The sequence below is a fragment of the Pseudomonas sp. ASL4 genome (assembly GCF_056680395.1).
On record NZ_CM155280.1, the window covers coordinates 6,537,161 to 6,550,139 of the forward strand.

11 protein-coding genes and 2 pseudogenes are annotated in these 12,979 nt (G+C 48.5%); 4 read left to right on the forward strand and 9 right to left on the reverse strand.

All coding sequences use genetic code 11. The features are described from left to right. Nucleotides 1-450 precede the first annotated feature (450 nt). On the reverse strand, nucleotides 451-1,251 hold the full coding sequence (locus AC1MEW_RS29855; RefSeq protein ID WP_480424618.1) for a GNAT family N-acetyltransferase: 801 nt from the start codon (nucleotides 1,249-1,251) through the stop codon (nucleotides 451-453). A 97-nt stretch (nucleotides 1,252-1,348) separates the two neighbouring features. Beyond that, nucleotides 1,349-2,508, reverse strand: a pseudogene (locus tag AC1MEW_RS29860) (IS3 family transposase). A gap of 429 nt (nucleotides 2,509-2,937) precedes the next feature. Between AC1MEW_RS29860 and AC1MEW_RS29865 the strand changes: the two are divergent. Next, entirely contained in the window at nucleotides 2,938-3,564 is a 627-nt protein-coding gene (locus AC1MEW_RS29865; protein ID WP_480424619.1) for a hypothetical protein, read from the forward strand. 635 nt (nucleotides 3,565-4,199) lie between these two features. Here AC1MEW_RS29865 and AC1MEW_RS29870 read toward each other — a convergent pair. The 3 genes from AC1MEW_RS29870 to AC1MEW_RS29880 all read right to left on the reverse strand — a co-directional run bounded on the left by AC1MEW_RS29870 (nucleotide 4,200) and on the right by AC1MEW_RS29880 (nucleotide 5,304). Beyond that, the gene (locus AC1MEW_RS29870) at nucleotides 4,200-4,526 is read right to left on the reverse strand and encodes a hypothetical protein (RefSeq protein ID WP_480424622.1); all 327 of its coding nucleotides are present in this window, start codon (nucleotides 4,524-4,526) and stop codon (nucleotides 4,200-4,202) included. A 49-nt stretch (nucleotides 4,527-4,575) separates the two neighbouring features. Further along, nucleotides 4,576-5,025 carry an antitoxin Xre/MbcA/ParS toxin-binding domain-containing protein gene (locus AC1MEW_RS29875; protein WP_480424624.1) on the reverse strand — a complete coding sequence of 150 codons (450 nt, stop codon included), beginning with the start codon at nucleotides 5,023-5,025 and terminating at the stop codon, nucleotides 4,576-4,578. Between the two features lie 81 nt (nucleotides 5,026-5,106). Further along, on the reverse strand, nucleotides 5,107-5,304 hold the full coding sequence (locus AC1MEW_RS29880; RefSeq protein ID WP_480424625.1) for a hypothetical protein: 198 nt from the start codon (nucleotides 5,302-5,304) through the stop codon (nucleotides 5,107-5,109). Nucleotides 5,305-5,767: 463 nt separating this feature from the next. Between AC1MEW_RS29880 and AC1MEW_RS29885 the strand changes: the two genes are divergently transcribed. Beyond that, nucleotides 5,768-6,238, forward strand: a complete 471-nt coding sequence (locus AC1MEW_RS29885) for a hypothetical protein (protein ID WP_480424628.1) — start codon at nucleotides 5,768-5,770, stop codon at nucleotides 6,236-6,238. A gap of 113 nt (nucleotides 6,239-6,351) precedes the next feature. After that, nucleotides 6,352-6,621 carry a helix-turn-helix domain-containing protein gene (locus tag AC1MEW_RS29890; protein ID WP_480424630.1) on the forward strand — a complete coding sequence of 90 codons (270 nt, stop codon included), beginning with the start codon at nucleotides 6,352-6,354 and terminating at the stop codon, nucleotides 6,619-6,621. Between the two features lie 181 nt (nucleotides 6,622-6,802). On the opposite strand, the gene AC1MEW_RS29895 is transcribed toward AC1MEW_RS29890, so the two are convergent. From AC1MEW_RS29895 to AC1MEW_RS29910, 4 genes are all read right to left on the reverse strand, one after another. Continuing rightward, entirely contained in the window at nucleotides 6,803-7,237 is a 435-nt protein-coding gene (locus AC1MEW_RS29895) for a lysis system spanin subunit (protein ID WP_480424631.1), read from the reverse strand. Between the two features lie 71 nt (nucleotides 7,238-7,308). Continuing rightward, complete coding sequence (locus tag AC1MEW_RS29900) at nucleotides 7,309-9,315, reverse strand: hypothetical protein (RefSeq protein WP_480424632.1); 2,007 nt, start codon at nucleotides 9,313-9,315, stop codon at nucleotides 7,309-7,311. A gap of 4 nt (nucleotides 9,316-9,319) precedes the next feature. Continuing rightward, the gene (locus AC1MEW_RS29905) at nucleotides 9,320-11,254 is read right to left on the reverse strand and encodes a hypothetical protein (protein ID WP_480424633.1); all 1,935 of its coding nucleotides are present in this window, start codon (nucleotides 11,252-11,254) and stop codon (nucleotides 9,320-9,322) included. A 31-nt stretch (nucleotides 11,255-11,285) separates the two neighbouring features. Further along, nucleotides 11,286-12,635: a hypothetical protein gene (locus AC1MEW_RS29910; protein WP_480424635.1), complete on the reverse strand. Its 1,350-nt coding sequence runs from the start codon at nucleotides 12,633-12,635 to the stop codon at nucleotides 11,286-11,288. 132 nt (nucleotides 12,636-12,767) lie between these two features. Here AC1MEW_RS29910 and AC1MEW_RS29915 point away from each other — a divergent pair. Further along, nucleotides 12,768-12,917: pseudogene (locus AC1MEW_RS29915) on the forward strand (HNH endonuclease family protein); the annotation flags it as partial. Between the last annotated feature and the right edge of the window lie 62 nt (nucleotides 12,918-12,979).

Genomic DNA, 12,979 nt, shown 5'->3' on the forward strand with positions numbered 1-12,979 from the left:
TCAAGGCAATAGAAGATATTGTTGAGCAGTACTTCGGCTATCTGGGACTGAGGTTCGAACAAGAGATGTTGCGCAACGTCGGGTTGGAGCGAAAGAGACTCCAATGACTAACGTGAAGCAGAGAGGAGGAAAAGCCTGCTGCTAGTGTTAGCTTCAACAGGGCGGCAATCTACAACCAATCCCCTTGAAAAAGACAAAACCATGTGAACCAAAACGTAAGTCATTTCCCCCAATGCTTTCAGGCACGAACAACTCTAGTCCAGAGTCCGGGCACTTTCCACCGTGCCTACGACTTTTTGAAATATCACCCCAGGCCTCTGTCGCGTGTTTTACGAAGTCGCCGCACTTGGGACTTGTATGACATCTGGAATATCGCGTCGTTTAATACAGAAACACCCCTGACGTCTCCGGTATCCGCCAAAAACAGCCTGTTGTGGCTCGCAGTACTTCTCAATTTTCTGCCAGGCGGTACAGCGCTTGAGCATGGGATTGCGCTAGTCCGGCGCGTTGCAGATTTCGGCGACTTTGAGAGCTAGCCAAGGCGGTCGCAGCGATCAGACTACAGCCATACTTCTTTGCTTGCTCTATCCGGTGAGATATCAGCGCTCCATGGTAGCCAAATCCCCGTGCATCTTTGCGGGTAGCTGCCGTTCCAAGATAGGCGACACCATTGCTGGCAAAATACATCACGGCTCCTGCCACCACCTTTCCGCCTGCTCTAAGAACGTAGATTTTCATCCGATCATTTGATATTTGCGCTAAAAATGAAGCTTGACTCAGCCCCCGCTGATCGGGTCTGGTATGAAAACCACCCGCGTGAATATCTGCGAATTCCGGAAGCGTTTGTGGCGTGACCTCCTCAACTTCGAATGAGTGTCGATTTAAGACGGCGTCCTCTACCGCACAAGATAACTGCAAGTGCGTCCATCCTCTCAGGCGCTCAAGACGCCCATCCCCCATGTGAACGTGTTGCCCTAACGTCGAGGATTTTCCTACCAGTGGGGTTACAGTTAAATATTCAGCCGATTGTCTGAGCAAATTCAAAATGGCTTGTGGCTCGTCCGTGTTGTCACCGTAGATACGATTAAGCATTGGACTGGGCGTTGCTTTCACTTGAAAACAAGAAAAATCTTCGTTGAAAAAAACGCGTGCGCCATAAGGGTTTCCATTTATCAGTGACAGGTTCTTCACTCGCAAACACAAATACTCTCTTTCTGCGGCCTCGATCTTAAGAGCCATTTCAATATCCATTTGCGTAATCCTTTTCTGAGAAATCCCCAACATAGGCAGAGCGCATCATACGATACGCTTCGACATAAACGCGTACCAGCGTATGACCTTGTAGTGGTCAACTAATCCCGGACACGTCGTTAAGTTTTTCTTCGGCCCGAGCTGGCGCCAGTCCATCGTTGAATTGATGGGGCCGAATCCAGTTGTACCGATGCATCAAGAAATGACTGATATCGCGTTGGGCTTCTTGAGCAGTCCTGTAGCCCGTGGTCGGCATCCATTCGGTTTTCAAGCTGCGGAACACGCGCTCCATCGGCGCGTTGTCCCAGAAATTTCCCCGGCGACTCATGCTCTGACGCATTCGATAACGCCACAGTCGCTGGCGAAATAGACGACTCACATACTGGGCCCTTGATCAGAGTGAAACAGCAGGCCCTGAGGCCCTCCCCGTTGTTCGTAAGCCATATCCAGCGCCTTGATAACCAGCTCGGCATCCGGCTTTTCCGATAGCGCCCAGCCCGCCACCCGGCGCGCGCAAAGATCCATCACGACAGCCAGACAGTGCCATTTCCCCTAGCCCAAATGTAGGTGATGTCGCCGCACCACACTTGGTTGGGTGCCGGGCATCGAACTCCCTATTCAAGACATTCGGGATATCCAACCGTTCAACCGTCGCTCGTTTGTAAGCATGTGATCCGGGTTGTTTACTGACTAAATCAAGCTCACGCATCAAGCTGCGTACTTTGAACCGACCGAGTTGCTCACCATCGTCACGCATCAACGAGAGAATGCTACGGCTGCCAGCAGCACTGCGACTTTGTGAAAACAACTCGCTCACCCGGCTGCGCAACCGAAGCCGCTCAACATCAGGATGTCCGACGTCTGCGGCGGTAGGCGTAGTAACTTGAGCGGTTGATTTCAAACACTTTGGACAGCCAATCAATCGGTTCATGGACGCTTAGCTGATTGATCAGCGCGTACGCTCGTGATCTTCCGACATCAAGAGCGCGGAGCCTTTTTTAGTATCGATTTTTCCCGTTCAAGGAGGGCGATCCTAGCTTCAAGCTCCTGAATTTTCTGCTGCTCCGGGGTCAGCGCTTTGCTCTGCGGGGTGACGCCTTGGCGTTCCTGCTGAACCTGCTCAACCCAGCGGCGTAGCGCAGACTCGCCGACGCCGAGTGAACGGCTGGCTTCGATGTAGCTGTAGTTTTGCTTGAGCACGAGGTCAGCAGCCTCGCGTTTGAATTCAACAGAAAAGGAACGGCGTTGTTTGGTCATTTGACACCTCGATCTGGCGAGCATTCCCGCCTAAATGGGGGTGACCATAGATTTCATTAGACCACTACACCGTCAGATTTTAGAGATTGAGGTCGACGATACGTTAAACATGACAGAGCAGATCGAGGGGTATATTTACCCGGCGCCCCTCTCCACTCAACCGTCGCAACCCAACTGAAGGGGACGGTCGAAACATTAAAACGCCGGAAGGTTTCCTTCCTGACGAATCAAGCGTGATTTCGTTTTCAACCTCATACGCTTCCTCCGTCGCCAGGCAGGGAGGCGCCGTTACCACCGCCAGGCGGTGGTTGCGACAACCAACCTTCGGGGATAGATTGGTTACTGGCAGTTATTGATCACACCAACAACTTTTGACCGGCGTGTATGACTTTGAGTACTGGAACCTTTGGATTCGTTCGGGAACCACCTGTGATTGAGATTGAAACTACATCTCAAGACTCCGAGGGCTCTAGGCATAAGATTGTCATTACCGTGGATGCAAAGTCACGGGACTTGGTCGATGCCTACATATGCTCCGTAGACATGCTCACTCAGGTATTCCGCGCCCACCTTCACCCGCTCCCTGCCGATACGATTTCAACCATCGTCGCCCTGATGGTTCCCAAGCAGCCGGTGCCGTCGACGTTACTGCGCGAGGCCCGAATGCTGGCACAGGCGAAAACCGAGATCCTTCAAAGTAACGACTGGGTGACGGCCAACGAGATCTCGCATCTCGCGCAGTTCAGCTCGCGCAATCCCAGCTCGCAACCCAACAAATGGAAGCGAGACAATCGCTTATTCGCGATCCGGCACAACGGTTGCGATTACTTCCCATTCTACGGGCTCGACAAGGACGCCGCGTATCGCCCGCTACCAGCGATACGGGAAGTCATCAAGATCTTGGAAGCCAAGAAGAGCAGTTGGGGCATGGCGTACTGGTTTGCCTCAGCCAGCAGCCTGCTTGAAGGCAAGCGACCACAAGACCTGCTAGTCACAGATCCGCAGCGGGTTATTGAAGCAGCAAAGGACGAGGTAGCTGGCATTACCCATGGCTAAGTCATCAACCCCAAGTGCCGCGGGCACCGAGCTACACCTGACAAGCAAAATGTTGAATATTCAGTGGCGCTACCTATCGAGGCCGACAGACAGTGGCCACCAAACCCTTTCTTTTTTCTGACACCCTCGCGTGTGTATAAGGCTAGAACTGTCCACTTCAATTTAGGTGGACACCATTGCCTTTGGCTTCGAGCTCCAGAAGGTATGTTCGCCGCACGCATACGGCTGGTCGACGCGGACGCAGACGAGAAAGCAACTGAGAGGATTTACCCGACAACCCACATTCAGAGGCGCATTGGGTGGCAAAGCTACCGTGCGCCAGCGCACTTTTATTGACTAGAGCATGTTCTTCGGGATTAGGCTTCGCATTTTATTGCATATATTTTTTTTGCCATTTTCTCAGTAATTACGCGGCCTCTACGCCTATCTCCCGCCCGAAAGCCCGACCACACCTTCACTTTTCTTTTCACATCTTTTCGGTGGCTTGCAAGGGAAAAATTTCCTCGCTGGGCACCTAAGCCGCCCCCATGAAGAAACGCGTTCTGAAGCCGAATGCAGCTTCTCGATCGGACCGTTTTCAGTCGAATGATCCCGTCGCGAGCGCCCGAATCGATGAGTCAGTTGAGTTGTCTGATTCATGGCTTATTTGTCGAGCTGCCGCCGTCGTTGAAGTAGTCGTCCGTTGCAACCAAACCGAAATTGTCGGTCAATGTGTCATTGTCGTTCTCACTGAACATCCTTTGAATACGCCTTTCCTGCTTAAGACTGGCAACTGCCTGGAAAAAGCAGCGTTCACATAAATGTATCTCATAGCGCTCACCATCGCGGTCTGAACCGTATCCCCAATGTGCCTGCAACACACCGTATTGGAGGCTACCATCCTCGACGCGAGTGCTATCGAGGCAGACATCGCACAGGATGTCGCGGACGACCTCCACCGCTTTCTTTTCTTTGATTTTCATCAGCACCACCCGTAGTCATTAGTCGCGCACAGATCGGGGCGCTCCAGAATCAAAAAACCAACCCTTCTGCTAATTGAATCAGCACCTCTTCAACTTGGCGGGTGCCTTGGCTGGTCGACAACATCGCTATGGGACTTTGACCTAAGAAGCGTGTCTTGGGTTTGGACAGCCAGCGCCTGGCCTTCTCATCGCTTTCGAAGAGCACCTCGGCCATGGCGGTAATATGGGCCACGCGAAACAGCCGATCACTCTGATCCACGCTCAGTCGCTGACCGTTTGCCAATCGCTTTTTGAGGGTCTTCAGCTGAATGATCTGGTCGTGCCCGGCATCACTGAGTGTGCCCCGATCACAAAGCAGCTTGACGCTAGCGGCCAAGAAGCCCGCCTCGATCAGCTCGTGGATGTCCTGATCTGAAGCGTCGATGGGAATGGGGAGAAACACCCCCAGCCGGACTCGATAGGCACGGTAAGCACCCTCGCGCATCACTTCAGCCAACATGAGTCGCCTCCCTGGTTCGGCTTGCCGTAAAGCATCCGGCAATTCTCAGATGCTGTGAAGGTAGGTTGCCGACACGTCGCGTCAGTCGTGCTCCGTCAAAATGGAAGAGCGCTTACCCGCCAGTGCGCCAATGGGCTCCAGAACGCCCTCGGCCGAAAGCGCTACGCCCAAGAATCGGCTCGCTCGGGCAGAGCGCCCCTTCAAAATGCCCTGAGCCTCAGACTTGAACTGCTCAGCCATCAGCCACTTCGTCGTTGTGCTTTTGCGTTTGCCTTTCATTGCGGTTCTCGATTTCAGTCACAGACACCTATCTCCCAAGGGGTTCAGGCATTGGTCGAGGTAATGTAACCCTCCTCCAGAGCAGGGTTACGCAAGACACCCAACAACAGACCGATAGGTTCAAAATCTGCGCCAAATACTAAACCCACATTGAGAAATCTGTGTTCAGCTTTTTTGATCTGTTTCCCAATTTCCGCTTGTCTTCGACCTCAAACCGAGGTCTGCAATGATCATTTTATAGCTAACAACCTTGCGTCTTCCTTTCGTCATGGCCCCTTTCAGGATCTACTCACGCGATAGACCCGGTCTCAATGCTGCGTGCGACAAGCGGTTAGGCAACTGCACCAAAAACATAAGATCGACGACGACCAAAGGGAATGCGGCCTACCAAATATTGCTATAGCATATAGTTTTTTTCCTTCAGCAATAATATGCCTCTAGGGGCACTGCATCGGAGCGCTCAGTGATTTTCCTTTTCGACCCTAAGCATAATGAGGTACGAACTTGGACTCATTGCGAAATAGAAGGACTTTGCTTCATCGCCACCATCACCTCGATGAGAACGGGGCAACGCAACCGCGCTGCGATGGTCGAGTGTGCGTATGAGCTACGACACTATCTTTTAACAGCCAAGGACATCGTAGTCAGACACGTGCATATGATGTGCCCTCCCTCTATAAGCGGACGCAGCACCTGGGCGATGGAGGAGCTTGAGAGCATCATCGCTTTCAATGGGGTCAACGTTGATGAAAGCGCGATTGTTTACCGGACATCGGTAGCGACCTATAAGTTAGGCGATCTGGACCTTCGAAAGAAAAAACAATCTCGTGTTTTGTATTCAACTCGTCTCCTAACGCAGCATTGCCCGGAGTTTTCTGACGCTCCTTCCGAGGACACATATCCGCAAATGCTTACCCCCGTACGGATACGCTGACAATTCCACGGCACTGAAAGACAGTTTGTTCGTAAGAAAACCTAAAATATTGCTATAGCGTATAGATCTTTGATCCGCAGCAAGGCTTTATCGTGCCTTTTGTGGAACAGCAAATGGATCTCAGAGAATCCTTCGGGGTTACCGTCAAAGCAATTCGTAATAGCAAAGGGCTCCCACAAATCGCGATTGGTATAAATCAAGGCTATGTGAGCGAGCTCGAAAATGGCCAAAAAATGCCAACCCTTCCGAAAATGGCTGCCATCGCAAAGAATTTAGGAATTCACCCTCTGACGCTACTTACAGCGGTTTACAGCGAAATGGGGCCTGAAGATTCGGTTCAACTCCTAGCTCGGGTCGCCAGCGAACTTGATAGCCTGAAATAGCTGAGTCACATAAGGAAAGCCCTCCTGGGCAGCTACCTACATGTGAAAGATAGCCCAAAGCCGGCGGAGCTCTGGGAAGACGATTTTCATTCAGAATTGGTAGTCAGACGGATATTAGTTAATCTGAAAAATTAAAAGAAAGTATCTAATATTCAGAAGACGCATAGTAAAAAAGCACCTACTAGATATCTTTTTTATTTCGCCCATCAGAAATTAGAGAAACACCTCCTGCAGACAACTTTATTCGCAAGGCCATATTCTCAGATTCAAGATCAGAAATTCGATTATGAGCTTCATCAAGTTTACTTTGCAAAGAAACTATATCTATAGCGTACATCTCATTGTATTTTCTTGCGATGGTAAGATAACGATCCCGCCATTCGTCTGCCGCAGCAGTGACACGTTTGCGTACCGTCTTAGCGCCGATCACTGATAACTTGTCTAAATTCTGAAGCCACTCTTTAACGACAACCTTTGTAGTGGCGCTATGTGTTGGGCCCTGCAGGGTAACTTTATGTATCGATGCACGACGACAAACCTCTGCCAGGGACAGTCTTCCATTATTGAATGGATACAGCCCATCATTATCCTCAATATCCTTTTCGATTGCTTCCATGGCTTTCCTAATTTTCGCCGAAACCTCATCACTCCTGGACCGCGAAAAAATTCGAAGCGGACTTTCTTGCTTCATGCGCGAACCTCGCTAAGTGGTGCATAAAGCTGCACTAAAGGATGATCACGCCACTTTTCAGCAATTTCCGCCCAGCGATAAATCCAGTTTTTTAATTGACCTGACCATTGCGCGACAAGCATCACTTCATCTTCATCGACTGCTCTCTGAAGATTTTTTATAATCTCCTTAATTGCATCTTCTGTTTTAATTTTATTATATGTTGTTAGCAATTGAAAAGGGCACCCAGCTTGACAATATGCAGGATTAGCTCCACCTTGCCCTTTTGAGCAAAGACCACCTTCACCGCTCGGAAGCGTACAGTAAATCCCTGGCGCAACCATCATCCAAGACCTACCATCAAACGTCTCACGCCTAGCAAACTCATAGGCGTCTTGAGGTTCAAATTCAGACTTACCCAACAATTGTAAATATTGTGCTTTCCTTATACGCAGTTGTTCACCAACTGCACCTCCTAACTCGTCAGAATTATTTATCAGCTCTACAGCCATCATTACAACTAACTCTCTTTGAATAACCAGTACATCTCGAGCAATTTTCTTATCGCTCAAAATGTAACTACGTATTGTCATTTTTGGATCTTCATGACCGAAGCAATCCATCAATATAGTAGGCGAATTAACTAGTGATAGCGCCACCACTCGTGCCAGTGTTTTTCTAAAACGATGTAAATGCACTCTAGGCGCATCCGCCCTAAGAAAGGTATCAAGCTTAAGTTTTTTACAATAATCTGCCATAAAACTTGTCAAGGAATTGTGAGGCGTACCCATCTGCGACTTACCGCTGGAGGTCAATTGCACCCAGAGATGGTCACCTGATACTGCCGCGCGAGCCTTTACCAACTCAGAAAGCCTAATCTGCTGTTTGATTGCTGAAACCACGATCTCTGGAGCCGCAAAATCACGATCTCGGCCACCAAAATCCTGAACCAACTTATATGTCTTACCTGATATCCTAGAAAATTTTCGTCCCACTAGCTCTTCCAGACAGTTGACATTTAAACTTGAAACCTCCGAAGCACGAGGACCACTGGCGAGACAAACAGGAAATAGATGAGCTCCCTGCAGAATAGCAAGAAACTTCCACGCATCAGAAAAAGTTGTTGGCGGCCACTCTAAGTCCTGATGCCTCCCTAGGCGTGTTTTTTTGCCTGTTCGCTTAACTTTCAATTCAAAACCTAAATCAGGTAGCGGGGAATTATCATGCGCGGTCCAAATCCAATTACGGATAATATTATCCCGCTTATCTTTGACATTACGTTTCTGACGGCCAGATATATCAAATGAATTCAATGCCAACTCCAAAGCACTTAAAAGAGTTGGACCGAGATCCTTTATAATCTTTAACGAACGCCATCCGCACTCGCTGGTAAAGTCATCTGGAAAGGGCTGCCATGTTTTAACGTTTTTTACAACTTCATCCGATTCCTCCTCACCGTAACGGTCACGCTCCGCATTCATACCCTCAACATGTGATAGAAGCAAAGGGGCGTCTGGCAGCAGCCCACGATGAAAATAACTACGCAGCGTCTTAAGCATGGATTTTCCAGTCACAGAAATATTTTTTACATCTTCCTCTACAAGCAAACTCCAAAACTTACCCTCACAAAACGGCATGGACAATATTTTACGTGCGAAGTTTACTAGCTGCGACATCTCACCGCTCACCGTCGATGGCTTTGCAACGCCTTTTAAGCCTGGCACCACGCTCCTAACAACCCCATATCTTAATATTTCAATCCAAGCACGATCGATTCTCACCTGATTCGATGTAACGTCCTTACAAAGACTTTTCATTTCGATAAAAAGCATGCTCCTGCGCTGTAATGCACCGGCAGGCATCATATTTGATGGGAACTCCCAAACGCCCCATTCACACCCCATACCCAGGCGCTGCTGTATCTTTACGAGTTCGTCTTTACCCATAACTCTAAAATCTAAACTTACCAGATCACTCATCAACTGATTTCGACAAATCTCTGCGCTATTATTAGCCTGCAACATACTATTACACTCCAGCGGAGAAAATAAGTACATGATGCTCACCTAAAACTATCTTATCTCGCCAAAACTGCAAATGAGCTTCCACTTCATCCGCTGGCCACTGCTTCAAGGTCTGTCGATAGACTTCTAAATCCAACGAGTCCGTTGACTGATACCACCTAACATCGCCGAAGCTCCTCTGTTTCCATTCCAATTCAGCAGTGTATCGAGCAATGTAAGATAGACTGTCTTCAAACACTTTCCCTTTAGGACAACTCGCACACCGATGTCCCTGTTTACAGACCTCAGAGCCATCTCCAGGATTCCTAGGCTCAATCCATTCCGGGGGATTGGCCGGATCCGAACAATACAACCCACTATACGTTTTGTTTGCCCTGAAAGACTCCAACCTATCCACATGCATTTGTGTTACAACGACTCCATCCATCTTCGCCCTAAGAAGAGTTAGATCTATTTTTCTGTGCGTTTCAATCTGATCAAACAATCCTACAACCATATCATTCAATTGGGCTTCAGACTCCTTACGCCAAGCCACGGAGCGCAAATACCTTCTTGTTGATGCCAAACTCTTGTGCCCAAGAGCGATCTGGGTTAAAAATATAGAATAATTCCCCGCCCTGTGAACCGCCTCTGCAAATACATCTCTAAAATCGGACGGCTTGAAAAATGGCAATTGCAAACCAACGTCCTTCCCTGAATTGTATTCTTTGATTACTTTCTTCAAATAACTTCTGAGTTGACACATCGCGTGTTGACCCAGCACACCGACACGAGTTGAGTCATGAATGCATAACCAAGGGCTTCTAGGCGCAACATCAGGAAAAGCGCACTTTGCTGGCTCATCAATCACTAACTTTCGCAGAGCTACGTTTCGATTCAGCAACCGGGTGACAATTTGATAGCTATGCGTCGCATGATGTTCTGGAGAAATTGTATCTTGCCAGTGTCCAGCCCTATTTTTATAACTAAACATCCAAACTAGTCCATCATCATAATTGCGACACCAAAGGTCGGATTGGCTACAGTTTAGCGCGAAGGCAGTAGCAGCATTCCATCCAGACCGGGCCATTAACAAGCTACTCAGGCAATACAGGTCTGAAGGGGTAGGGTACAACCCAGGAAGCAAATCCCTTTCTATACTGATACGTCTACCATTCGATCCTTTACTAGCTGAATGCCTGGGCCACCAGGCTGGAACCCCAAGAGAGCTTAAACCTATAAACTTGTTAAGATCTTTAAGCGAGGGCGACGGATTTCCACTTCGGCGTATTATTTCCCTATATGTTGCATGAATATCTGCTTCCACTACATCCTTTTTATTTATATTTGAAAGCGTTTTTGAATCTAATATCCTTCCGGACTCAGCCAACAAGTCCGCCCTTTCCCATCGCGTCCAAATCGCATGAGCGCATTTCGTCAAGACTCTGACCAATGTAATCCCATCAGCGATTGATGGCATATCTTTCCTAGTTACATTATCGCGACTTTGGCTCGGTGGCCAGTACACGGGAGTTAGCCCAAGAGAGCGAAAAGAAATTTTAATAATCGAGTATATTAAACCGTAATGACGTGGAGTTGCGGACTTATACTCATCAGAGACTTGCCGCAACCAGTTCTGACCAAGAATTGTGTCAATTTGCCCTATACTATCGATTCTACTTTCTCCTGGAATTGACAATAATTTTTCATATGAGTCAAGATACCTCCAAAAACACCTTAATGCGGTAAGTGTACTATTAATAAAACTTGAATCTTTGTTCAGTAAAATGCCTTTCACCGCGTCAAACAGATCATCAGCTAGGCCAGGCCGACCGGTAAAATTTCCGCCCCAAAGTTGACGATTAATTTTTCTTCCTTCTGAACCACTCCAAAGCTCGGTGAAGTCAGTAAGTCTATTCGCAGAAATGTAATCAACATGAGTACACTTTACTTCATGCATACCCGAGGAAACATTTTTTTCAAACCCTGTATCACCGCATTTTATTTTCACATTCGTCGAGCCAAGTTAGGGTTGGATGCTTGAATTCCCGAAGCAATCTTTCTCGCGCTGCCGTCAAATACAACAAACTTGTTTCTTCGCACACATGCCCTAAAAGTGGGGTGAGTATTATTGATATCTGACTAGCCAACAATCCGTGTAACCAGCCCACACTCGGGATAGTTGAGACCTTATGAATAGATATCAATTCACGCGTATACTTAACAAGAGTTTTAACCGCAAAGAGGTGTCGCGCCATATGAGGACACCATTTCCAAGGTCTAGCTAGCTCGCTAGACCAAATCTGCCTAATCCAGGAGTTAGATAGAGGAGTCCCCTTCTTACCTAACCAAAAGCGGTTAGTTTTTACCGAGCTCCGGCGCTTGTCACGCTCATCCTTTGTTCTCCCTGCTGATACCCACCGGGCTATCAAAGTAGACCGGCCTTCCCTGCGGTAATAATCCATACGATCAGCCAAATCGATAGGAATGTAGATTACTCTAGACTTTACACTTTCCTCGGAGCCGCGAGTTATTTTAGGTCCCTTTATACCCATTGAAATGGTGCACGGAACTTCGCCCGATTGAAGCCAATCTTCCCGCCAACCATTACCGCCAGGTCCAAAATTTTTTTCTGGTAAATCTTCAGTTCGAAACTGCGTACCTTCGCTAATTCTAAGGCCAGTTCGAATGAGCAATTCGGAAAAAAGACCGATTACTTCGCCATGGCGTATTTTCAATTTTGAATGCCACAGGGCAACGGCATCGTCCGATGGAAGAGACAGCGAGCGGCGCCGCGATGTTAGAGCCCCCACCCTGGACTCTGTTTCACCACGCCCTGGTCGAAAGCTACCAATTCCTTTATTTTGACTAACCGTCTTGGTCAAAACTATAAAGGCACCTCGATATCCTCGCTCAGCGGCCCATGAAAGAAAATAGCAGGCTTCTGATATACGACTATTTACAGTCTCGGTAGCAAGCTTCTTACCGCTTCTTGATGCACTTCCATTTAGCATTCCTACTTGCCAGCGATCCATTAAATCATCGAGATAACTTATTTCTTTCCAAGAGACTTTAGGAGTCGAATTTTCGCACCACAGTAAAAGCTCCATAACACGTCGCGCCATCGCATCGAGGCTTTTAACAGTCTGACGAATATTGAAGCGATGGCACCCATCCTTCCCGGGTACCAAAGGCCGCCACTCAAGACATGCTCGCTCACGAAGGTATCTATTCGCCTCTACCGGATATTCCCCATCAGCCCCAATCAAAAAAGGAACATATGCAAGCCTGGGATATCCCAGCCCTTTCATTTGCTGTGCGTCCGGAAATAGCACTTGCATGGTCTTGCCCCTGCGGGGTGGGCATCATCAAAACCTAGCTCAATCTGGACAACAGTCAACTTTCTTATGGTTACGGCACTGGGAAGCGATGCAAGGTTTTCTACGTCGAATACCATTACATCCTACTGTCAGATATGCCTGTATTGCCACGACAACGAACACTCCCGTTACACCGACCAGCAGTACTTCAGCGAAGGCTCCCTCAGCACGCCGAAAGTCGCCAAGGCTACGCACAACCCGTTCGCGGCGTTGGCCGGGCTGATGAAAAAAGAAGAAGACTGAAGTCTTCCCCTGTGGGAGCGGGCTTGCTCGCGAAGAGGGAGTGTCAGTCGACATAATATTGA